Origin of the sequence: Actinomadura sp. J1-007 (genome assembly GCF_009793335.1) — a bacterium.
GTDB classification, from domain to species: Bacteria; Actinomycetota; Actinomycetes; order Streptosporangiales; family Streptosporangiaceae; genus Spirillospora; species Spirillospora yumaensis.
On the sequence record NZ_WING01000001.1, the window covers coordinates 5,157,560 to 5,179,324 of the forward strand.

Here is a 21,765-nt window from a genome sequence, read left to right on the forward strand (position 1 = left end):
GACGGCTCGACACTGGCTTGAGGGACCAGGCGGCGGGGTCAGCGGCCTCCGGCGGTGTGCACGACCTCGCCGTTGACGTTGCCGTTGGCGGCCGACCCGAGGAAGACGACCAGCCGGGCGACGTCGTCGGCGGTGCTGAGCCGCCCGCTCGGCGTCTCCTCCGCGGCCTTCGCCAGCAGCTCCGGGTCCACGGCCTCCAGGCTCTCGGTGAGCGTGCCGCCGGGGGCGACGACGTTGGCGAGCACGCCGTCGCGCGTCCACATCAGCGACCGCGCGAAGCCGTGCAGCGCCGCCTTCGCCGCGCTGTAGAACTCCGAGTTCGGGTTGCCGTACGCGGCGGTGACCGAGGACAGCAGGACGATCCGCCCCCAGCCGCGCTCGCGCATCCCGCCGAGCGCCTCCCGCACCGTCCACAGGTGCCCCTCGACGTTCTCGCGGAACAGCCCGAGCCAGTGGTCCATGTCCTGGTTTTGGAACGGGGGCGCGTCCTCGGGGTTCACCCACGTCCAGGTCTGGGCGTTCGCCACGACGACGTCGACGCCGCCCCAGCGATCCTCGACCGAGCGGACCGTCCGCCGGATCGAGTCCGGGTCGGCGAGGTCGTAGCGCAGCGCGCACGCCCGCGCGTCCCCGCCGAGCTCCTCCACGACGCGCTTCGCCGCCGTGTCGGACGTGTGGTAGGTGACGGCGACCTTCGCGCCCTCCGCCGCGAACGCCCGCGCCGTCGCCCGGCCGATGCCGCGCGTCGCGCCGGTGACGAGCACCCGCCGTCCCGCCAGGCCGAGATCCATCGCAACCCCTCCTCGCTCGCCGGGGCCCGGCGGCGTTCGCCGGAGCCCAGCGGCAATCTGCGCCAGCGCCCTCGAAACCCGCTTGGACGCCGCGTGGTGGTTCAAGGGCGCGTTGAGCGGCGGTCCGTAGCGTCCGCGCCAGGAGCCCGGCCCGGACCCGGTCCCGGGTCCGGAACCGACGGAGGAGAGCGATGCTGCGCGACGAGCTGAAGGAGATACGCGACCCGGTGCTGCGGAAGGTGCAGGACCATCCGTTCTGGGCGGGCCTGCGGGACGGGACGCTGCCGCCCGAGGCGCTCGCGTTCTTCGTCCAGCAGGACACCGGGCACCTGCTGCCCGCGTACGCCCGGGCCCTGGCCCGCTGCGCGGCGGCCGCGCCCGACGACGCCGACACCGCGCTGCTCGGCCAGTCGATCGTCGGCACCCTCGACGCCCGCGACAAGCTGCGCCGCGCGTACGCGGACCTCGCGAGCGAGCTGGGCGCGCCCGCGCTCGGCGAGCAGCTCCCGATCGACCCGGCGACGCACGCGCACGCGTCGTTCTTCACCGCCGCGTCGGCGCGCTCGTTCCACGACGGGCTCGGCGCGCTGCTGCCGATGGTGTGGTTCAACGCCGAGGTGTCGGACGGCCTGAGGGACGGCGTCCGGCCCGGCTCCCGGTACGCGCCGTGGATCGAGGTCTACCACCCGGGCGAGTCGTACGGGTACGCCGTCAGCGCGTTCCTCGACATGGTGGACCGGGCGGCGGAGACGGCCTCCGAACGGGGGCGTCGCGCGATCGTCGAACAGTTCTCCATCAGCGTCCGTTACGAATGGGCCTTCGCCGACTGCTGCCTTCACCAGCCCTCGTGGCCGGTCTGAACGATCCCGGACGAGAGAGGTCTTCCATGAGCGCCGACACCAGCGCCGACACGCCGATTCCCTACCCGTTCGAGTGGACCCCGGTGATGGAGGTCCCCGAGAAGCTGCGCGGCCTGCGCGAGCGCGCGCAGGTGGACGTGCGGCTGCCGTCCGGCGACACCGCGGTGATGGTGACCCGCTACAAGGACGTGCGCAGCCTGTTCGCCGACGCGCGGCTGAGCAAGAACATCGCCCGGCCCGGCATGGCGCGGGTCTCGGCCGACAATGACCTGTTCGTCGACCCGAAGATCGACGGCGACCCGCCGCACCACACCGCCATGCGCGGCCTGGTGACCCGGGCGTTCACCGCGCGCCGGATCGAGCTGCTGCGCCCGTTCGCCCAGTCGGTCACCGACGAGCTGCTGGACGCGATGGCGGACGGCCCGAAGCCCGCCGAGCTGAACGAGGCGCTCGCGTTCCCGCTGCCGATCCTCGTGATCTGCAAGCTGCTCGGCGTCCCGCCGGAGGACCGCGACAAGTTCCGCCGCCTCGTGGACGGCTTCCTGTCGGTCACCAAGCTGCCGCCCGCCGAGGTGGAGGAGTGCCGCAAGGGCCTGTGGGCCTACCTCGCCGACCTCATCGCGACCAAGCGGAAGAACCCGGCGACGACCTGATCGGCAGCCTGATCAAGGTGCGCGACGAGGACGAGAACCGGCTGTCGGACTACGAGCTGCACCACTGGACGCAGAGCCTGCTCATCGCCGGCTACGTCACCACCGCCAGCCAGATCGGCACCGGCACCGCCGTCCTGCTGCACCGCCGCGACCTGGTCGAGCAGGTGAAGGCCGACCCGGAGCTCGTGCCGTCCACGGTGGAGGAACTGCTCCGCACGCAGATCATGGGCTCGTCCATCGGCACGCTCCGCTACGCCCTCACCGACATCGAGCTGTCGGACGGCTCGGTCATCAAGGAGGGCACGAGCGTCCTGCTGTCGGAGGAGTCCGCCAACATGGACGAGACGGTGTTCGACGACCCGTTCACCATCGACATCCACCGCAAGGAGAACCACCACATGACGTTCGGCGCGGGCATCCACTACTGCGTGGGCGCCGCGCTGGCCCGGATGGAGCTCCAGGTCGCGACCGAGACCCTGCTGCGCCGCTTCCCCGACATCCGCCTCGCCGTCCCCGCCCGCGACCTGCCGCGCGGTCTCGGCGGCTTCATGGAGGGCTTCACCGCCATCCCGGTCACCTGGTAGGCGTCCGCCTCCGGCCCCCGGCGCGCCGCCGCCGGGGCTTCCCCATCCCGTCCGCATGCCCGAAACTGAGCCCTTCGCCGTTCCTAGGAGGCGTTCATGGCGCGTACGGCACTGGTCGTCGGCGGCGGCGTGGCGGGACCGGCCACCGCGCTCGCGCTCCACCGCGCGGGCATCGACGCGACCGTCCACGAGGCGTACGCCGCCCCGTCCGACGGCGTGGGCGTCACCCTGTCGATCGCGCCGAACGGGCTGTCCGCACTGGAGATCGTCGGCGCGGCCGACGCCGTCCGCGCGATCGGGCAGCCCATCACGCGGGCGGTCATGCACGACGGCCGCGGCAGGACGATCGGGACGTTCCCCGGCCTGCGCGGCCTGCCGCCCAGCCTGGCGCTCTGGCGCGACGACCTGTGCCGCGCCCTGCGCGAACGTGCCGCCGGCCAGGGCATCGAGACCCGCTTCGGCGAACGCCTGGTCGGCGCCGAGGAGGACCCGGACGGCGTCACCGCCCTGTTCGCCGACGGCACCACCGCACGCGCCGACATCCTCGTCGGAGCCGACGGCATCGGCTCCACCGTCCGCACGCTCATCGACCCCGCCGCGCCCGGCCCCCAAGCCACCCGGCTCCTCAACTTCGGCGCCGCCGCCGACGTGACGCTGCCCGCCGACCCCAGCACGATGTTCTTCGCGTTCGGCAAGCGCGGCTTCCTCGGCTACTGGGCACAACCGGACGGCCGTACGGCATGGTTCGCGAACGTCCCGCACGCCGCGATGACCTCCGCCGAAGCCCGCGAAACCCCCGAGCCGAATGGTTGGACCGACTCCGCGACATCTACTCCGACGAGATCCCAGCCGCGAAGATCCTCACCGCCACCGACCCCGAGGCGCTCACCGTCCTCGGCTCCATGCAGGACATGCCGAAGGTGCCGCGCTGGCACCGGGGCCGCATGGTCCTCGTCGGCGACTCCGCGCACGCCCCGTCCTCGTCCTCAGGCCAGGGCGCGTCCATGGCCGTCGAGAGCGCCGTCGAACTGGCCCGCTGCCTCCGCGACATCCCCGCCCCGGAGGCCGCGTTCACCGCCTACGAACGCCTCCGCCGCGCCCGCGTGGAGAAGGTCATCGACCGCGGCGCCAAGGCCAACACCACCAAGACACTGGGCCCGTTCGCCAAGACCATGATGCGGCTGACCCTCCCCATCCTCACCCGCACCCTCCTCAACCCGAACGAACCCTAGGCCCGAACAACGCCACACCATCAACTGGAAAGCCCCAGCCCCCTGACCCGCCGCAGAACCCTCCGCAACCGCGCCGGGCCGCGCTGGTGGGACCGTCGTTCTCGTGAACGAGTCCTGGGATTTCAGGATCGTGCATCACATCGTCAGCAAGGGTTCCCGGCCCCCGAACACGAACCGACAGCCGATCGCTGACCAGCGCCCGGGCCAGCATGCAAACGACGGCAAGGCGAAGTGCGACCAGACAGGCGACGACGAGCCCACCCACCCCCACGGCCAGACGGGACCACCGTCCCAACCGGCCGATACCTCGTTAGACCGCGTTGCGATACGTGCAGCTCGGCCGGCCCCTGCGGCGAGTCGCCGAACCCGCCAGGCAGCGACCGCGCACCCCTGGCCCGGCCCGTACGCGAGGCGCACCCGCGTCCCGACAACGGCCGCACGCCTCCAACCACCACCGCGACCACCCCGCACCCAACGGCCAGCCCCCCCGCCAGCCGCGCCCCCAACCTCCCAGCACAAACACCTAGTCCCAGGGACCACCTGAGAGAGAACCTCTCCCTGCTGCCCGATCAGGCGTTCCTCGCCACCCGCAGCAACTCGCCGACCTGCCGACGACTCAGCACCAGCTTGGGCCCCTCGGGTCCTTGCTGTCCCGCACTCCAACGGACCCATGCAGGACGGCCAACTCCACGCACTCTTTGCCTGACGTGTCGCTGTAGCTGCTTCTACGCCAGTGAACCTCGTCGCTCATGACCACCTCTCAAATGCCAAGATTGTGGGCCGTTCGCCAAGACGGTGATGCTGCCGCTGGCCCGCCTCACCTCACCCCACCCGCCCCTTGACTCTGAACGGATCCTCGGCCCCAGGCAACGCCACGCCAACGAGTGGAACGACCCCATTCGCTGAACCGAGCCCGGGCCAGGTCAGGCGTGCAGGATGCTTCGGAGGGCGTCTTCCAGCGCGGTGACCATAGAGAACAGACATGGGAAGGGCCTCCGCCGGAACGGAGGCCCTGGCCGTCTTGTCACGCGCTCCGCGTCAGCGAGTACGTGCTAGACGACCGCTAGAGGGAGTCTCTCCCTGCTTCCCGTTACTAGGCGTTCCTCGCCGCCGGAGCAGCTCCCGAGCTGCCGACGACTCAGCACCAGCTTGGGCCCTTCGGGTCCTTGCTGTCCCGCACTCCAACGGAGCTGTTCAGGTCGGCCAGCTCAATGCACTCTTTGCCTGACGTGTCACTACGGCTGGACTTGCGCCACTTCACGTCGTCCATATTCAGCCCTCCATCGCATCCCTGATGAGGCCCTCTGACACTCTCCGAGGCTGCGCCTCGCCCATGAGGGTGTCATACCGTCGCCGGTACCCGGCGACCTTGGAAGGAGTCACTACGAGTCTCCCTCCGCCCACAGCTTCTATGTACGCTGCCACACGTTTTCCCCCATGGAGGAGCTGGAACGAACCGTCCACCCCCACGTGTGCTCCTATGTCTCGCGACACGACTCGTAGAACGACGTTGGGCCACCTGGACACCTCCAGCAGGTACGCAAGCTGCTCCCTCATCACCTCCTTGCCGCCGATGGGGTCCAGCAGCGCCGATTCTTTGATCAGGAATCGCAGCTCAAGGGGATCCTTTTTTCGTAGTGACTCTTGCCTGGCCAGCCGATCCCGTACCGCTGCGTCGATGTCGGTCACCACGACCGAGACCTCGAACAGCGCTCTCATGTAGGGCTCCGTTTGGAGCAGCCCTGGCACCACCAAGGCGTTGTACGACTCAATGCGCTCGGCCTGGCGTTCGTACACCACGTACTGGTTCCACCAGTCCGGATCATGCGGTCGGTCCCTCTGCCGCACCATGCGGGTCAGGTGCCCGTCAGTCTTCCATCGCAGGTCAAGGGATTCGGCCTGCTCTATCTGTAGTTGTGACCGTGCTGCTTCCAGATTTGAGACTTGCGAGGCTGTGACTCCGATGATCTCTCCCACCTGCGCAGTGGTCATGCCCCATGTCAGGCGGAGAAACCTCAGGTTGGACGCGATCCAGTGCCCATAGTCATTGTCCGGATCGAGGTTGCCGACACGGCTCATATCAAGCCCCTCAAGATCGCAGATTCACAATATCCCGGATTGTGTACCACAAGCGTACTCCCTGTAATGCAGGCTGGCGGCCAGTGCAGCCGAAGGAGTATCCATGTGCACAACAGCAGGGCCGGAGGCGGGAGAACGGCTCTCTCTGGTGGACGCCGGCGTGGCCGCGGCCGCTATGGCGAGGTCATTCACCATGGACGAAATGGTGCGGGCTGGGGCTTCCGTCCTTCTTGGGGAAGATGCCCAGCTCGTCGTGAGCGAGCTGGTGTCCAATGCGGTGAAACACGCCCCCGGCCCGACGGCTCTTTATGTCGCCGCGTCCCCCGAAACCGTGATTCTGGAGGTGTGGGACCAGGGCACAGGGCTCCCTCGCGTACGGGTCCCAAGCCTTGAGGACGATTCCGGACGTGGGCTGAACATCATCAATGAGCTGAGCGGCCATCGGCTCAGTTGGAAGCGCCATGCCGATGGCTGCAAGTCCGTCCGAGTCGTCCTAGGCGCAGGATGATCTCAACGGACGGCTCGTTCCGTCGTGGGCGGAGGCGGAACGAGTCCGTGGAGAGGCCGGTGTGGTGCCCGTGCCCCCGGGCCCGTCACGAAAGTGGATCTTGGACACAGGTGGTCAAGGTTGTGGGGCGCGGGGATCCGATGGTGGTCAAGCCGGAGAGCGTTCCGACAAGGCGTACGACTCCCGGGCGGGGCCGCGCCTACCCGGATGCGCTGAATTTGCGGTCCGCAGACTTTGAAACGACCGTGCATTTCGCGGCCATCGAGGAATGGCTATGACCGGAACGTTCGGGACGGACTCTGGCTCGGGGAGCTCAACCGTTCGATCTCGGAGAGCACGTGGTGCACATGTGGACGCACCTGCGCTCGCAATGTCTCGCTCCAGTCTTCCTCGCTGTAACGGTAGTTGAGGTAGAGCTGCCGGGCGTATTCGAGGACGGGGCGGTGTTCGAGTGGGAGCTGAGCTAGAGCCCATTCGGCGGCGGCGTCCTTCGACCTGATCTGGCCGGTGGCGAGTGTGGTCCAGATACGTGCGAAAGTCAGCAGGACGTTGCGGGTGTCGCTGTCCAGTTCGTCGAGCAGGTCGGGAATGGCCGTCACGCTGGCCCGGACCACGTCGGAGTGTGGGACGGGGGCGAGGACCTGTGTCAGCCGCGGGCCGGTGAGGGCGCGGTCCGCGGTCAGCGCCATCGTGATCAGCAGGGCCAGATCAGGCATCGGCTCCGGCCGGGGGACCTTCCCAGCCTCGTACTCGGCGCGCAGCCATTCGCCGTACAGGAAGTCGCAGGCCGGAGGATAACGCCATGGCCGGACCTCGTCCTGAACGACCACGATGAGCTCGACCGGGCGGGCCCCGTCCCCGGAACCGGAGATCCCGAGCAGGCCGCCCAGCAGCGCCCGTCGCTCCCGCTCGTCCATCGACCGTCCGGAGACGACCAGAACGTCCAGGTCGCTGGCCGGCCGGAGGCCGCCGAGCACGCACGACCCATGAAGATATGCACCGACGAGGTCCCCGCCCAGCACACCGCGGGCCAACCTCACGATCTCCTCAAGCTGATTCACCGCGTCAGTGTCTCTCGCGTCGGGTCCGACCGCACGGCAATATGGCCCGGCTCGCGGTCGGCTCGCGATCGGCCGTCATGCGGCCGTGCTGGTCACACCCGCCACCGAGCGGCCCTGAACAGCGCTTTCGCAACAGGCCCCCTTACCGTCAGGCCCACCTTGCTGTGGCCTGGCGAAGGAGAGCCCACCGGAAACTGGGAGCGAGTACCCCGCCTATCTGGCACCTCACACCTCTCTTACTCAACACCCTTAACGCTCTCCCTTCCGCGACCATTAACGCTCAGCGACGGTGTCGATACTGTCTGAGCATGTGTTCGATGGCAGATGATCTCGCGTCGCTGTCCACCGCTGAACTGGTGGACCGCGCGATGGCGGCCGCCGCGGAACTGGCCCGGCGGCAGCCGCCAGAGACGGCTGCTGAATGCCTGGAATCGGCCGAGAGACTTGCCGGTGCCCTGGACGTGGCCGAACGCGCCCTCGCGGGCTTTATCGGCGTCGTTGACGCGTCTGGTGAAACGCGTCGGTGGGGTCTTCCATCGACTCAGGCATGGTTGCGTTCGCGGCTAGGAATGCGCGACGCCCGAGCCAGGGAACGCATCACGTTGGCCCGGCAGCTGGCCCGTTTGCCGAAGGTGGACATGCTGTTGGCCACGGGTGGGCTCTCGTTCGGACATGCCGCGACCATTGCCAGGGCGGTGACCCGGTTGGACGGTCCGGACTGTGCCGCTGCCGAGGGCATTCTGCTCGGTCTGGTCGAGCAAGGATGCCCGCCCGGAAAGGTCGCCGCGACCGGGGACCGGATCGGTGAGGTGATAGCGGAACGCGACGGAACCGAACGCCCGCCTGAAGCACAGGCCCGCGGCTACGAGCGTTCATGGGTGTCCTCGGTGCGTTCGCTGGATGGCGGCCGTTATCTGAAGGGATGGCTGAACGCCGAGGATGCTGCCGTCTGGGACGCCGCGTTGGGTCCCCTGGCAAAGCCGGCCGGTGCCGATGACCGCCGCGACCTGCCCGAACGGACCGCGGCGGCGCTCACCGCAGTGCTGAGCGGCGGGCACGTCTCCGGCCAGGTCACCGTGGTGATGGATCTCGACACCCTGAACGGCGGACACACCCCCGCCCGCCTCGGCGACGGCTCACCGATCCCGGCCCCGCAAGCACGACGCATAGCGCTGGCCGCCGGTGTGTCCGCGCTGATCCTGGGGCGGAAGAACGTCCCGCTCTACCTCGGGCGGCGCGTACGGTTCGCGACCGCGGCCCAACGCCGAGTCCTCCAGGTGCTGTACCCGGTCTGCGTCGTCAACGGTTGTGAAGTTCCGGGGCATCTCTGCGAAGTCGACCACGTCGACGGATGGGCCCTGGCCAACGGTGCCACCGACATCGACCGACTGGTGCTGTGCTGCGCTTGGCACAACCGCTTCAAGCACGCACAGCCAGAGCGGATTAGCATCCGGCAAACCCCAGACGGCCTCTACACCTACCGCCTCCTCTCACCCGGCCACCGGAGCGGTAAGTCACCCGGCCACCGGAGCGGTAAGAACGAGACATCCGGCTTCCACGTCAACCGCAACCAGCCCAACAACCCGGACACCACACGGCCCAACACCTCCCGGTCCCGGGCGCACCGAAGCACCCGCACCACGCAACGCCCCCCAAGCCACCGACCCGCAAAACGTTCGCTCCATCCCTCCCACAGCGACAGGCAACCCACAGGTCCGTAAAACCCAACTCCCCACTCAGCCGCTAACACTGCAACGGCACTTGTGTTGCGGTTCGTAGTGATCACGGCGTGTGTGGCCGTCGATGTGGTTGTTGCGGACCTGGACCGGGTGCACGCGCGGATCGCGGGCAGGTTCGTCCTGTCCGAGCCGCGTGAGCGGGTCCGGGGAATGCGTCCGGGCTGGTCGCGGGGTTGGAGCGCAAGAATGGGTGGACGCCGGCCGAGCATGCCGGTGCGGTTTCACCTGATGGGATGCAGCGATTGCTGCGGCGGGCGGACTGGGACGTCGATGGCGCCCGGGACGATCTGCGGGGCTACGCCGTCGAGTATCTGGGGCACCGTGAGGGCGTGCTGGTCGTCGATGACACCGGGTTCTTGAAGAAGGGCACCTGCTCAGCCGGGGGGTGCAGCGGCAATACTCCGGGCTCCTTGATGCCCGCGGCAGGCAGGGTGTTGAGGGGCTGGACGGACGTGAGGGTGCCGGCTTGGGGGCTGGTTGCCGCTGGCCGAACGGCACGCGCGTCTTTGGCGGCCATCACGGAATCGGTGTGTCGTCAGGGGATGGCGGCTGCGGGGAGGGGGCAGGCCGGGCCAGTTCAGAAGGAGAATGTCATGACTGCGGCTTCGTTCCTGTCTGCGGTGGCGTTGAAGAATCGGACCAGGGCCTCGTAGGGCTCCCGCAGGTAATGCAGGCCGGTGTCGCCGCGGGGTTTCCAGGTTCCGGGGTAGACGTCTTCGGCGTCCATGTCGGCCGGGTCGTAGTGGACGGCCAGGGTCTCGAAGTCGGCCTTCCGGAGCAGGTCGGCGGCCTCCTTCACCTCTTCGGGGTCCCAGCCGTTCATGCCTTCGGCGTCCAGGAAGCTGCCGTCGATCTGCAACTCGATGCCGACATCGGCCGCGTCCAGGAGGTACTGGATGCCGGCCCACGCCTTGTCCAGGCCCACCGTATCCAGCGTGCCTTCGCTCGACTCCATGCGGCTGTCGATCAGGGACTGGAGCCATTGCGGGTCTTCGTCGCCTCGTTTCAATTCCTGCTGTGTGACGCGGGTGAAGGACATGTATCGGCCCACTCGTTGCTCCTATTCCGATTTTGCGCAGGGGGGTCCGAGAATGCCATGCGCCGCTGGGCGGGTCAGGTGGTTCGGGGGAGGGGGCGGCTTGTGGCTGTGGGACCGTTCGTCTAGGCTTACCGTTCGTGGGCACTTACCAAGCTGATGACGCGCTCGCCGCGCTGGGGGATCCCACCAGGCGCGCGATCATCACGTGTCTGGCGGAACGGCCGCGGGCGGTCGGGGAGCTCGCCGACGAGCTGCCGGTCAGCAGGCCCGCGGTGTCCCAGCATCTGAAGGTGCTGAAGAACGCGGGGCTGGTCACCGAACGCGCGGTCGGCACGCGGAGGATCTACCGGCTCGACCCGGCGGGCGTGGCCGCGCTGCGTGATCAGCTCGACGCCTTCTGGGGGCGGGCCATGGCGGGCTACCAGGAGGCCGCCGAGCGACCGAGCGAGGAGAAACCATGACCGAGTCAGCAGCGGTGGTGCGCAGGGAGACCGTCGTGCGGGCACCGATCGAGCGGGCGTTCACCGTGTTCACCGAGCGGTTCGGTGATTTCAAGCCGCCGGAGCACAACCTGCTCAAGGCGCCGATCGCGGAGACGGTGTTCGAGCCCAAGGTCGGGGGCCACATCTACGACCGCGGTGAGGACGGCAGCGAGTGCCGGTGGGCGCGCGTCCTGGCGTACGAGCCGCCGGACCGCGTGGTGTTCAGCTGGGACATCGGCGTGCGATGGCAGCTGGAGACAGAGCCGGAGAACACCAGCGAGGTGGAGGTGCGGTTCATCGCCGAGACGCCGGAGCGCACCCGGGTCGTACTGGAGCACCGCGACATCGACCGGCACGGGCCCGGCTGGCAGGCCATCGCCGATGGCATCGGCGGCGACGCCGGATGGCCGCTGTACCTGTCGCGTTACGCCGGCCTGTTCGCGTAGGGGCGCCCAGGTCAGGCGTGCAGGATGCGGTGCAGGGCGTCCGCCAGGGCGGTGGCGGGGGAGTCGGGGAGGGATGGGGAGCGCCAGGCCACGTAGCCGTCGGGGCGGACGAGGGCCGCGCCGGTGGGGCCGAGGCGGTAGCGCGGTTCCCAGGCGTGGTCGACGTCGATCAGGTGGATGCCGTCCCCCTCCGGGCCTACTCGGAATCCGCGGAGGGGGACGGCCGTCTCGGCGGCCACCTGGTAGGCGGCCTCGACCCAGGGCGCGCCGCCGGGGCCGGTCAGCAGGGTGAACGCGTCGTGGAAGAGGTCGTGGACGGTGATCCGCGCGCCCGCGCGGGAGAGCCACAGGTGCGGGGCGCGGGTGCCCGGCGCGGCGTGCTGGGCGAGGTCGTCGCCGTAGACGGACGGGTGGGCGGGGCCGAGGACGGCGCTGGAGTTGTAGCGCTGGCCGAGGGTGCAGAGCGTGTCGTCCACGTCGTCCACGACCGGGGTGTTGCTGAAGCGGGCCTCCTGGCGGCGGACGGTGATGCCCGCGAGCGCCTGGGCGGCGGGACGGCGTTCGGCCTCGTAGGTGTCGAGCAGCGACGGTGACGCCCAGCCGTTGATGACGGCGGCGAGCTTCCACGCGAGGTTGTGGGCGTCCTGGACGGCGGCGTTCGCGCCCATCGCCCCGGCGGGGGGCCAGACGTGGGCGCTGTCGCCGACGAGGAAGACGTCGCCGCTGCGGAATGCGTCCGCCACGCCCACGGCCTCCTCCCAGCAGGCGATGTCGAGGATCTCCAGGGGGACGTCGCGTCCGATGACCGTGCGGGCCGCCTTCGCGCAGCGTTCGGCGGTGAAGTCGGACGGCGACTCGCGCGCCGGGTCGTAGGTGAAGCTGACCGCCCACTGCCCTTCGACGGAGGTGGTGAGGAACGAGCCGAAGCCGCCGAGCTCGGGGTTCATCACGATCCAGAACATGGCCCGCTTCGTGACGATCTCCGAGAGGTCCGCCTCGACGAGGAACGTCACCCAGCTCTGCGTCACGCCGGGCCCCTCGCGGGTGATCCCGGCGGACGGGCCGATCGTTCCCCGGAACCCGTCGGCGGCGATCAGCCGGTCGGCGCGGATGGTGTGCCGCGCGCCGGTGGCGTCGGCGACCGTGGCCGTGATCCCGTCCGGGCCGGGCTCGGCCGACAGGCAGCGGGCGCCGAAGCGGATGTCGGCGCCGCGGGCGCGGGCCGCGTCGATCAGGATCGGCTCGACGGTGCGCTGGTCGGCCATGCCGAACCCGCAGGCCGTCAGGTCGGGCAGCGGCGCGCGGGCGTCGTCGCCGAGCAGCCAGGTCCACTCGCCGGCCAGCGACGCGCAGCGCACCACGCCCGACTCGCCGTCGAACGGGCGGCCCGCCTCGCGGATCCGCGGCTCGATCCCGAGCGGCCGGTACAGCTCCATCGTGCGCTGGTTGATGCCCCGCGCGCGGCCCTGCACCGAGACCCCCGGATGCCGGTCGACCAGCGTGCAGCGCACGCCGTGGTGCGACAGGAACAGCGCGGACGCGAGGCCCGCGTAGCCGCCGCCCACGATGAGCACCGGAACCGACTCGTCCATGATCGACCTCCGTCCTCTGCCCGGCGAGCCTCACACCGCGCGCTCAAGATTCGCTGGAGGCGGGTCGAGCGCCCTTCCAGCGGGTGTCGACGCCGGAGGGCCACGATCGGCACGTTGCCGCCGGGACCTGGAGGAACGCCGTGACCGAAGCCCACTCGCAGATCGTCATCCTCGGCGGCGGCGTCGCGGGCCTCGCGGCGGCCATCGCGCTCGACCGGCGCGGGCACGCGGTCACGGTCATCGAACGCGACCCGCCGCCGCCCGGGGACGACCCGTTCATGACGTGGAAGCGGCGCGGCGTCCCGCAGTTCCGGCTGCCGCACGGCTTCTCCGCGCGGACGCGGAACCTGCTGGCCGCGCACGCGCCCGAGGTGCTCGAACGGCTCGGCGCGGACGGCATCGAGGTCATCAACCTGTTCAAGCGGCTGATCCCCGAGGAGCTGTGGGAGCCGGGCGACGACGCGTTCGCGAACCTGTGGGCGCGGCGCGCCGCGTTCGAGCTGGCGCTGCGGCGGACGGCCGAGGCGCGGCCGGGCATCGCGTTCGTGTGCCCCGCCGTCGCGACCGGGCTGCGCTTCGAGCGCGCGGACGGCACGCCGCCGCGCGTCACCGGCGTGCGGCTCGCGGACGGGCGGGAGCTGGACGCCGGGCTCGTCCTGGACTGCGGCGGCCAGCGCACGCCGCTGCCGCGCTGGCTCGCCGCCGAGGGCGTCCGGGTCGGCGCCGACAGCCAGGACTGCGAGACGGTCTACTTCAGCCGCTACTACCGGTTCACCGAGGGCTGCGACCTGCCGAAGACGGCGGTCGCGACGCTGCGCGGCGACCTCGACGGCGTCGCCTACATCGGCTTCCCCGGCGACCACGACACGTTCGCGATCTGCTTCGAGGGCCACCCGGCCGACGAGGACCTGCGGCTGCTGCGCCACACCTGGGCGTTCGAGGCGGCGGCGGGCGCGGTCCCGGCCGTCGCGCCGTGGGTGGACCCGGCGAACGGCACGCCGCTGGACGGGGTGCAGATCATGGGCGGGCACCACAACGTCCGCCGCCGGTACGTGGTGGACGGCGCGCCGCTCGTGCTCGGGCTGCTGCCGGTCGGCGACTCGCTCTGCACGACCAACCCCGCGTACGGGTGGGGCGCGGCGATGGCGCTGACGTTCGCGTTCACCGCGGCGGACGCGGTCGAACGGCACGGCGGCGACCTCGCCGCCACCGCCCTCGCCTACGAGGAGGGCGTCGCGGCCGAGGCCGACGCGGTCTACCGCGAGTCGGCCGCGATGGACCGGGCCCGCATCTACCGGCTGACCGGCCGGGAGGTGCCCGAGCACGACCGGGCCGAGATGGAGCGCCAGCACCTCATCGCCGAGGGCCTCGCCGGCGGCGTGCTGCTCGACATCGAACTCGGCCGCGCGTTCTGCCGCCGCGTCAACCTCGTCGGCCCGGCGGACGAGGTGCTCGGCAACCCGGAGCTGGCCGTCCGGGCGGGCGAGGCCCGCAAGGAGTACGGCGAGGAGCCGGCCGCCGCCGACGGCACCCCGACCCGCGACGAGCTGCGCGCGATCATCCACGCCGCGCGTCCGGAGGCCACCGTCTGACCGTGTGGCCGGCCGAAGACTCGGATCCCCCTCGGGTGTGGACATCTACGAGGGGGATCCGTGCTGTTCGGGGGACGCCTCGCGTCGCCGTGCGTCGGCGTTCAGCGGGGACGGAGCGAGGGCGGTCGCCTGGAGGCGGCCGCCCTCGGAGGGTGGGGGAGTGCGTCAGGGGGTGGGCGTCGTGAAGGCGTCCAGGTTGCGGGTGAGCCAGGCGTCGAACGTGGCGGGGGCGCGGCCGAGGATGCGTTCGGCGTCGGGGGTGACCGTGCCGCCGCGCAGCGGACCGGGCTCCGACATCGACGCCAGCAGGCCGTCCACCAGGTCCGGCGGCATCCCGGCGCCGACCATGCCCGCGCGCGCCTGCTCGGGCGCGACGCCGACGAACTCCAGGTCGCGGCCCAGCGCCCTGCCGATCCGCGCGGTCAGCTCGGGCGCGGTCAGCGCCTCGGGGCCGGTGAGCTGGTAGGACCGCTCTGCGTGGCCGGAGGCCGTCAGGCAGGCGACCGCGACCGCCGCCACGTCCGCCGGGTCGATCATCGCGCGGGCGATGTCGCCGTACGGCTGGAACACCTTGCCCTGCCCGCCGATCGACCGCCGCCACTGGAGCACGTTGGTCATGAACCCGGCCGGGCGCAGGAACGTCCACGCCGCGCCCGACTTCGCGAACGCCTCCTCCGACGCCGCGTGCGCCCGCCCGTACGAGTCGTTCACCGGCGTGTTGGCGGCGACCGACGACAGCTTCACCACGCGCGGCACGCCGCGCTCGCGCACGGCGTCGGCCACGGTGGGCTCGTGGTCCAGCGCGTCGGCGCTCGTCCCCATGAACACGCCGTCCACGCCGCGCAGCGCGGCGTGCACGGCGCCCGGGTCGGCGAGGTCGCCGGCGAAGACCTCCACGAGGCCGCCGGACTCCGCGAACGAGGCGCGGGCCGGGTCGCGGGTGAACGCGCGGACCCGCTCGCCCGCGGCGGCCAGCCCGGCGACCACGTGCCGCCCGACCCCGCCCGTCGATCCGAATACCAGGAACATCGATCGTCTCCTCAGTCGTGACGGGAGGGCCGTGCCCGCCGGGCGCCTGGTCCGGCGGGCACGGCCGTCCCCGGAGGCGGCCCCGGTGCGTCCGGCCGGGGCCGCGCGGCCCGGGTCAGGACGCCTTGCGGGCGATCAGCAGGGTGTCGTCCTCGCCGAGCGGCTGGTCGGTGACCGACGCGAAACCGGCCTCCCGCGCGTGCCCGCGCAGCTCATCGAGGGTGTACTCCGAGCCGCCCTCGGTGACCAGCAGCATGTCGAGGCTGACGACCAGGTTCACCTGGCGGCTGGACGCCCGGTCGAGCATCCGGTCGTAGACGAGCAGGACGCCGCCGGGGTTGACGCTCTCGTACGCCTTCCTGACGAGGAAGCCGCGCTGCTCGCGGTCCCAGTCGTGCAGGACGTGCCCGATGACGACGATGTCGGCGGACGGCAGCGGGTCGGTGAAGAAGCTGCCGCCGTGGAAGCTCATCCGGCCGTCCAGGCCCTGCTCGGCGACCTTCTCCTGGAAGAACGGCTCCATCTGCGGCAGGTCGAAGACCTTGCCGGTCAGGTGCGGGTGCGCCTTGACGATCTGCGCGGTGAGCGCGCCGCGGCAGCCGCCGATGTCCAGCACCGAGCCGTAGTCGGCCCAGCCGTCGTACGCCTCGATGAACTGCGGGCCGAGGACCCGGATGAACGCGTCCATCGAGTTGATGAACTGGCCGAGGATCCTCGGGTTCTCCACGACCGCGCCGAAGTCGCTGCCCGACTGGGACTCGCCGGTGCGCAGCGCCTCCGACAGCCGTCCCCACGCCGGGTACAGGTTGCGGTTGGAACGTTCGATGAACCCGCCGATGTACGACTCCTGGCCGCGCACCAGGTAGCGGTCGGCGCCGGTCGTGTTGGCGTACCGGCCATCCGCGCGCTCCAGCATGTCCAGCTCGACCAGCAGGTCGAGCCAGTCCGACAGGCCGCGGCCGTGCAGCCCGAGCGCCTTGCGGATCTCCTCCTCGGTGGCCGGGCCCGCGCTCAGGGTGGTGAACAGGCCGAGTTCGACCGCGGTCAGCAGCGCCTTGGCGTCGCAGAACGCGTTCGCCAGCCGCAGGATTCCGTCGGGACGGCTGGTGTCCGGTGTGGTGGTGCTCGTCACTGCGCTGCTCCTTGCCGCGTCGCGGCCCCGCCTCGGGGCCGTTCGGGTGACCGTTCGGACGGCGCGGGCGGGCCGGGGGGCCCGTCCACGTCGATCTTCTTCATCGACCACTTGGCGATCCTCAACGAGGTGTCGATCGCCTCGGTCGCGTACCGGACCATGTCCCGCTCGTACTCGGCGACCGCCTCCGCGAGGTCCCGGCCGCCGTGGAACGCCGAGGCCAGCGCCCGGGTCAGCCCGGCCGCGTCGCGCAGCGCGGTGTTGGCGCCGACGCCGCCGGTCGGGGGCATGGTGTGCGCGGCGTCGCCGAGCGGGATCACGTTCCCGGCCGACCACGCCTCGACGGGGATGGTGGCGCGCAGCGCCAGCGGGTGGGTCTCCTCGGGCTGGGCGTGCGCGAACACGCCCCGCAGGTCGGGGTGCCAGTCCGCGGTGCGCTCCAGCACGAGGTCGCGCAGGGCCGTGCCGTCCATCGCGAAGAACGCCTCGTCGCCGAGGCCGAGGTGGTCCTGGTGCACGCTGAACACCGACATGTAGTAGTCCTCGGTCGGATCGAACCCGAGGCCCGGCCAGATCCGCTCGGCCGCCTCGCGCGGCGGGTTGCGGAACACCATCGGCATCAGCGCGAGCCGCAGCCCGTTCGAGCCCGTCACGTTGACGAACCGGTCGCGCAGCACCTCCGGCAGCCCCGCCGCGTCCGCCTTGGCGCGCGGCGTCCGCGACAGGATCGCCCGCACGCCGAGGTCCTGGTGCCGGTCGTCCGGGCGAAGCTGGCCGCGGACCCGGGAGTTCGCGCCGTCCGCCGCGATCAGCACGTCGGCGGTGTCGGCGTGGCCGCCCGCGAAGTGCGCGACGACCCTGCCCTCCGGGCCGGACCGTTCGAGGTGGGTGAACCGCTCGCCCCAGCGGACGGCGCCGCCGAGTCCCGCGAGCAGGACGCGCCGCAGCGTCACCCGGTCCACGGCGTCGACCTTGTCGGGGTCGTCGGCGCGCGGGTCGGTGAAGTCGGGCGACCACATCTCGTTCAGCCGCTCGTCGTAGGCGACCAGGCCCTCCGAGCCGCGCTGGTTGGACGTCGCGGCGAGCAGTTCGCGGGCGCGGGCGGGCAGGCACGCCTTGACGGCCTGCTCGCCCTCCGGGCTGATCCGCAGCCGGTAGCCCTGCATCCGGCCGCGCGGGGACGCGTCGCGCTCGTACACCGTGACGTCGCCGAACCCCGCCTGCCGCAGTCCCTGGGCGAGCGCGAGCCCGCCGATCCCGCCGCCGACGATGACGACGCGCGGGTCCTTCGGGGGAGTGTCCATCACCGGGCCCCGCTCAGCGCAGGACGACGTCGGCGATGCGATCCAGGTGATCGGGATCGTCGGTGACGGGGAGCAGGAGCAGCTCGTCGCAGCCGTTCGCCGCGTAGCCGTCCACGGCGTCGCGCAGCACGGACTCGTCGGTGATGGCGCCCTTCGCGAGGTGCTCGGCCATCTGCCCCATGTAGGCGTAGTAGTGGAGCATGTGCTCGCTCGCGGCCTCCTTGCCGCCGGGGCCGAGCGCGACGTAGCAGTTGGCGCCCATCCGCGGCGCGCCCTCGCGGCCCTCCTCGGCCCACAGCTCCTTGACCTTGTTGACCAGCTCCGGGTACTTGTGCGGCGGCCCGCCGGGCGAGATCCAGCCGATGCCGTACCGGGCGGCGCGCCGCAGGCCCGCCGGGGAGTGCCCGCCGACCCAGATCGGGATGTCGCCGTCGACGGGCTTCGGGCCGACGCCCGGCGCCGGGCCCGCGCCCTTCCAGACCTCCCGCATCTCCTCGATCATCGCGTCCAGGCGCCGGCCGCGCGAGCCGTGGTCGGTGCCGGTCGCGGTGTAGTCGTCCTCGCGCATCCCGGACGAGACGCCGACGACGAGCCGTCCGCCGGACAGCCGGTCCAGGCTCGCGAGCTGCTTGGCGAGCTCGACCGCGCTCGGCCGGGACGCGGCCAGCAGGATCGCGGTGGTCAGCCTGATCCGCTCGGTCACCGCCGCCGCGGCGGCCAGCGCCACGATGCCGTCGTAATTGTCGTAGACGACCCGGTCGACCACCGTCAGGCTGTGAAATCCAAGACGGTCCGCGCGGCGCGCGAATTCGATCAGCCGGCTGCCGTCGGCACCGGGTACGGTGGTCGGCAGGCACACTCCGATATCCATGTACGCTCCCTTGGGGATCTCACGCGGACGTTGCTACGGAGGAATTCTCCGGATGCCCGCTGGGGTGCGGGTCGAGCCTCGATGGACCTGCTTCCGGGCCCTGGGGCGAGTGGATCGCGGCGCCGGCGAACCGCGCGGCGACCTTCCCGAACCGCCGATCGAGAACGGCTCGACATTCCCTCAAGCCATATTGCGCCCGCCATTTCACTTATCTATGTTCAAGGCGTCGGGCCTCGGCGTGGATAATTTCGGGAGGGCGTTTCATGAAACTGGGTGCGATCATCGAGTGGGCGGACGACCTCGCCGAATTCCGCGGGCTGGTGAAGCTGGCCGACGACCTCGGCTACGACGTGGTCGGGGTCGGCGACACCCCCGCCCGCGCGTGGGAGCTGTACGTCTCGCTGACGGTCGCGGCGCAGGAGAGCCGCAACGCGACGCTGACGCCGATGGTGACCACGCCGTTCTTCCGGCATCCGGCCGCGACGGCGACCGCGATCTCCACGCTGCACGAGGTCACCGGCGGCCGGGTGATGCTCGCGATCGGCAACGGCGGCAGCGTCCGCCGCGTCGTCGGCCGCTCGCCGGTCGCGACGTCCCGCGAGCTGTACGACTACGTGTCCGCCGTGCGGGCCGTCCTCGGCGGCGGTTCCGCCGAGGTGGACGGGTACAGCACCGAGCCGCTCACCCGCGTGCACCCCGTGCCGATCCTCGTCGCCGCCGACTACCCGAACAGCCTGCGCCTCGCGGGCGAGCTCGCCGACGGCGTCGTCACCACGATCGGCATGTCGGAGGAGCGCGTCGAGGCCAAGGTCGCGACCGTGCGCGCCGCCGCCGAGAAGGCGGGCCGCGACCCCGGCTCGGTGCAGATCTGGGGGTTCAGCTTCATCTCCGTCAAGCCCACCCGCGCCGAGGCCAACGCCGAGATCGGCGCGGCCCTCGCCTCCGACGTCGCGCTCCGGCTGAAGTCGCCGCACATGCGCTCGCTCGTACCGCCGGAGCTGCTGCCCGCGGTGGAGGAGATGGAGCGCCGCTACGACGTGTGGGACCACACGGTCGGCGGCAAGAACGCCCGCCTGCTGGAGGAGCTCGGCCTGGTCGACCTCGCGCTCGGCATGACCGGCGTCACCGGGGACGTCCCGGAGGTGGCCGCGCACCTGAAGCGGCTGGAGGGGCTCGGCCTGACCGGGGTCTTCGCGGCGCTGCCGCCGCTCGCCGACCCGGCCGGCACGCTCCGCGCCCTGGCCCGCGCAGCCGCCTGAACGGGCCCGCGCAGCCGCCTGAACGCCTGAACGCCCGGACCGCCCGACCGCCAGAACCGTCCGCCCTCGTCCGGACCCGTGATCCTCAGGGGCCGGACGAGGGCGGACGGGCGGTCAGGGCGCGTCCTGGGCGGTGCCGAGGCGTTCGTTCAGGCGCAGCTCCTCCTCGGCGGTGTGCTCGATGCGCCGCATCGCCACCCGCAGGATCGGCGGCGCCATCACGGACGTGACGATCGCGATGAGGACGATGATCGTGTAGGTGGCGGTGTTGAGGACGCCGAGCCGCAGGCCGACCATCGCGACGATGACCTCGATCACCCCGCGCGCGTTCATCCCGGCGCCGAGCGCGAGGGCCTCCCAGCGGTTCATCCGGCTGAGCCGCGCGCCGAGGTAGGCGCCCGCGAACTTCCCGGCGACCGCGATGGCGAGCAGCGCCAGCGCGGCGCCGAGCACCACGGGGTCGGCCAGCTTGCCGAGGTCGATCCGCAGGCCGGCGGTGGCGAAGAACACCGGCGCGAGGAACGCCAGGACGAACGTCCGGAGCGGGGCGAGCTTCGCCAGCCCGACCGCGCGCCCGTTGCCGATGACGATCCCGACGACGAACGCGCCGAACACCGCCTCCAGCCCCATCGCCTGCGTCGCGGCGGCGCCGAGCAGCATCAGCACGGCCGCGCCCGCGATGGGCGGGCCGTCCCCGGCGCTCGCGAGCGGGCGCAGGACGGCGCGGGCGAGCGGCCTGCCGAGGACCAGCGCGAACGCCACGACCAGCAGCAGGTACGCCAGGGACTCGGAGATCTGCCCGGCGGTGACCCCGGCGGTGGCCATCGCCGACACGATCGACAGCATGAACCAGCCGAACGCGTCGTCCACCATGCCCGCCGCGAGGGTGAGCTGGCCGACGTTGCGGTGCAGCAGGTTCATGTCCATCAGCGTCTTGGCGATCACGGGGATGGCGCTGACGCACATCGCGACGCCGAGGAACAGCGCGAACACCGCGTGCTCGCTCCCGTCCGTGCGCAGCGAGGCGGGCAGCACCAGCCCCGCCGCGATGCCGAGGCCGAGCGGGATGAGCAGGCCGGACGAGCTGACCCACAGCGCCGTGGCCCGGCGGCGCCGCAGCAGCCCGAAGTCCATCTCGGTGCCGGTGACGCCGACGAGCAGCAGCACGCCGATCTGCCCGACGGCGTCCAGCAGGTGCATCTGCGCGGGATCGTGCGGCAGCAGCCAGCCGGACAGGTCCGGGGCCACCGCGGCGAGGACCGACGGGCCGAGCAGGACGCCGGCCGTCAGCTCGCCGACGATCGCGGGCAGGCCGAACCGCGTGGCGAGGAGCCCCAGGCCGAGCGCGAGCAGCCCGAGCAGGGCCACCTGGAGCAGGAAGACGAGGAGGGAATGAGCGGGGATCGGGGGAACGGGCGCCGCGAGCATGGAAGCCTCCCGGGGGCGTTCTCAGGAATCAGGGGCGCAGGACGTCCACGCCCGCAGCGCGTGGTGCTGCGGGCGTGGAACGGG

22 protein-coding genes and 2 pseudogenes are annotated in these 21,765 nt (G+C 71.3%); 12 read left to right on the top strand and 12 right to left on the bottom strand.

Annotated elements, in window-relative coordinates; all coding sequences use genetic code 11:
* Positions 1–38: 38 nt before the first annotated feature.
* Positions 39–791, bottom strand: coding sequence for an SDR family NAD(P)-dependent oxidoreductase (locus GEV43_RS23470; RefSeq protein ID WP_160822534.1), 753 nt, complete (start codon positions 789–791; stop codon positions 39–41).
* A gap of 191 nt (positions 792–982) precedes the next feature.
* Between GEV43_RS23470 and GEV43_RS23475 the strand changes: the two genes are divergently transcribed.
* From GEV43_RS23475 to GEV43_RS53915, 5 genes and pseudogenes are all read left to right on the top strand, one after another.
* Positions 983–1,651: a TenA family protein gene (locus GEV43_RS23475; RefSeq protein WP_160822535.1), complete on the top strand. Its 669-nt coding sequence runs from the start codon at positions 983–985 to the stop codon at positions 1,649–1,651.
* A gap of 26 nt (positions 1,652–1,677) precedes the next feature.
* Positions 1,678–2,304, top strand: coding sequence for a cytochrome P450 (locus GEV43_RS48210; protein ID WP_206681245.1), 627 nt, complete (start codon positions 1,678–1,680; stop codon positions 2,302–2,304).
* 17 nt (positions 2,305–2,321) lie between these two features.
* Complete coding sequence (locus GEV43_RS48215; protein ID WP_309239801.1) at positions 2,322–2,888, top strand: cytochrome P450; 567 nt, start codon at positions 2,322–2,324, stop codon at positions 2,886–2,888.
* Between the two features lie 96 nt (positions 2,889–2,984).
* Positions 2,985–3,560: pseudogene (locus GEV43_RS53910) on the top strand (FAD-dependent oxidoreductase); the annotation flags it as partial.
* A 137-nt stretch (positions 3,561–3,697) separates the two neighbouring features.
* Positions 3,698–4,120: an NAD(P)/FAD-dependent oxidoreductase gene (locus GEV43_RS53915; protein ID WP_302930953.1), complete on the top strand. Its 423-nt coding sequence runs from the start codon at positions 3,698–3,700 to the stop codon at positions 4,118–4,120.
* A gap of 616 nt (positions 4,121–4,736) precedes the next feature.
* On the opposite strand, the gene GEV43_RS23490 is transcribed toward GEV43_RS53915, so the two are convergent.
* The 3 genes from GEV43_RS23490 to GEV43_RS23500 all read right to left on the bottom strand — a co-directional run bounded on the left by GEV43_RS23490 (position 4,737) and on the right by GEV43_RS23500 (position 6,097).
* Entirely contained in the window at positions 4,737–4,871 is a 135-nt protein-coding gene (locus GEV43_RS23490; RefSeq protein WP_160822536.1) for a DUF397 domain-containing protein, read from the bottom strand.
* 387 nt (positions 4,872–5,258) lie between these two features.
* Positions 5,259–5,390, bottom strand: coding sequence for a DUF397 domain-containing protein (locus tag GEV43_RS23495; RefSeq protein WP_206681247.1), 132 nt, complete (start codon positions 5,388–5,390; stop codon positions 5,259–5,261).
* Between the two features lie 2 nt (positions 5,391–5,392).
* Positions 5,393–6,097 carry a DUF5753 domain-containing protein gene (locus tag GEV43_RS23500; protein ID WP_160822537.1) on the bottom strand — a complete coding sequence of 235 codons (705 nt, stop codon included), beginning with the start codon at positions 6,095–6,097 and terminating at the stop codon, positions 5,393–5,395.
* A 205-nt stretch (positions 6,098–6,302) separates the two neighbouring features.
* Between GEV43_RS23500 and GEV43_RS23505 the strand changes: the two genes are divergently transcribed.
* Positions 6,303–6,707 carry an ATP-binding protein gene (locus GEV43_RS23505; RefSeq protein ID WP_160822538.1) on the top strand — a complete coding sequence of 135 codons (405 nt, stop codon included), beginning with the start codon at positions 6,303–6,305 and terminating at the stop codon, positions 6,705–6,707.
* A 272-nt stretch (positions 6,708–6,979) separates the two neighbouring features.
* Here GEV43_RS23505 and GEV43_RS23510 read toward each other — a convergent pair whose 3' ends face one another.
* Positions 6,980–7,768 (bottom strand): aminoglycoside adenylyltransferase family protein, encoded by a 789-nt coding sequence (locus GEV43_RS23510; RefSeq protein WP_160822539.1) that lies wholly within the window; start codon positions 7,766–7,768, stop codon positions 6,980–6,982.
* A gap of 317 nt (positions 7,769–8,085) precedes the next feature.
* Here GEV43_RS23510 and GEV43_RS23515 point away from each other — a divergent pair, with 317 nt between their 5' ends.
* Positions 8,086–9,489, top strand: coding sequence for an HNH endonuclease signature motif containing protein (locus GEV43_RS23515; RefSeq protein WP_160822540.1), 1,404 nt, complete (start codon positions 8,086–8,088; stop codon positions 9,487–9,489).
* 72 nt (positions 9,490–9,561) lie between these two features.
* Positions 9,562–9,913, top strand: a pseudogene (locus GEV43_RS23520) (transposase); the annotation flags it as partial.
* A 171-nt stretch (positions 9,914–10,084) separates the two neighbouring features.
* On the opposite strand, the gene GEV43_RS23525 reads toward GEV43_RS23520, so the two are convergent.
* On the bottom strand, positions 10,085–10,546 hold the full coding sequence (locus GEV43_RS23525) for a YfbM family protein (RefSeq protein ID WP_160822541.1): 462 nt from the start codon (positions 10,544–10,546) through the stop codon (positions 10,085–10,087).
* Positions 10,547–10,683: 137 nt separating this feature from the next.
* Between GEV43_RS23525 and GEV43_RS23530 the strand changes: the two genes are divergently transcribed.
* Positions 10,684–11,007, top strand: coding sequence for a helix-turn-helix transcriptional regulator (locus tag GEV43_RS23530; RefSeq protein WP_160822542.1), 324 nt, complete (start codon positions 10,684–10,686; stop codon positions 11,005–11,007).
* Positions 11,004–11,474: an SRPBCC family protein gene (locus tag GEV43_RS23535; RefSeq protein ID WP_160822543.1), complete on the top strand. Its 471-nt coding sequence runs from the start codon at positions 11,004–11,006 to the stop codon at positions 11,472–11,474. The genes GEV43_RS23530 and GEV43_RS23535 overlap by 4 nt, the downstream gene beginning before the upstream one ends.
* Positions 11,475–11,485: 11 nt before the next feature.
* On the opposite strand, the gene GEV43_RS53920 is transcribed toward GEV43_RS23535, so the two are convergent.
* Positions 11,486–13,066: an FAD-dependent oxidoreductase gene (locus GEV43_RS53920; protein ID WP_160822544.1), complete on the bottom strand. Its 1,581-nt coding sequence runs from the start codon at positions 13,064–13,066 to the stop codon at positions 11,486–11,488.
* Between the two features lie 140 nt (positions 13,067–13,206).
* Here GEV43_RS53920 and GEV43_RS23545 point away from each other — a divergent pair, with 140 nt between their 5' ends.
* On the top strand, positions 13,207–14,658 hold the full coding sequence (locus GEV43_RS23545; protein ID WP_160822545.1) for an FAD-dependent oxidoreductase: 1,452 nt from the start codon (positions 13,207–13,209) through the stop codon (positions 14,656–14,658).
* A gap of 165 nt (positions 14,659–14,823) precedes the next feature.
* On the opposite strand, the gene GEV43_RS23550 is transcribed toward GEV43_RS23545, so the two are convergent.
* The 4 genes from GEV43_RS23550 to GEV43_RS23565 all read right to left on the bottom strand — a co-directional run bounded on the left by GEV43_RS23550 (position 14,824) and on the right by GEV43_RS23565 (position 18,994).
* On the bottom strand, positions 14,824–15,687 hold the full coding sequence (locus GEV43_RS23550) for an NAD(P)H-binding protein (protein ID WP_160822546.1): 864 nt from the start codon (positions 15,685–15,687) through the stop codon (positions 14,824–14,826).
* A gap of 115 nt (positions 15,688–15,802) precedes the next feature.
* Complete coding sequence (locus GEV43_RS23555; protein ID WP_160822547.1) at positions 15,803–16,819, bottom strand: methyltransferase; 1,017 nt, start codon at positions 16,817–16,819, stop codon at positions 15,803–15,805.
* The gene (locus GEV43_RS23560; protein ID WP_160822548.1) at positions 16,816–18,123 is read right to left on the bottom strand and encodes an NAD(P)/FAD-dependent oxidoreductase; all 1,308 of its coding nucleotides are present in this window, start codon (positions 18,121–18,123) and stop codon (positions 16,816–16,818) included. Before GEV43_RS23560 ends, GEV43_RS23555 begins: the two co-directional genes overlap by 4 nt.
* Before the next feature lie 13 nt (positions 18,124–18,136).
* Positions 18,137–18,994 carry an LLM class flavin-dependent oxidoreductase gene (locus GEV43_RS23565; RefSeq protein ID WP_160822549.1) on the bottom strand — a complete coding sequence of 286 codons (858 nt, stop codon included), beginning with the start codon at positions 18,992–18,994 and terminating at the stop codon, positions 18,137–18,139.
* Between the two features lie 263 nt (positions 18,995–19,257).
* Between GEV43_RS23565 and GEV43_RS23570 the strand changes: the two genes are divergently transcribed.
* The gene (locus tag GEV43_RS23570) at positions 19,258–20,253 is read left to right on the top strand and encodes an LLM class flavin-dependent oxidoreductase (RefSeq protein WP_160822550.1); all 996 of its coding nucleotides are present in this window, start codon (positions 19,258–19,260) and stop codon (positions 20,251–20,253) included.
* Positions 20,254–20,367: 114 nt separating this feature from the next.
* Here GEV43_RS23570 and GEV43_RS23575 read toward each other — a convergent pair whose 3' ends face one another.
* A complete protein-coding gene (locus GEV43_RS23575) occupies positions 20,368–21,681 on the bottom strand; it encodes a cation:proton antiporter (protein ID WP_160822551.1) in 1,314 nt (437 codons plus the stop codon).
* Positions 21,682–21,765: the final 84 nt, after the last annotated feature.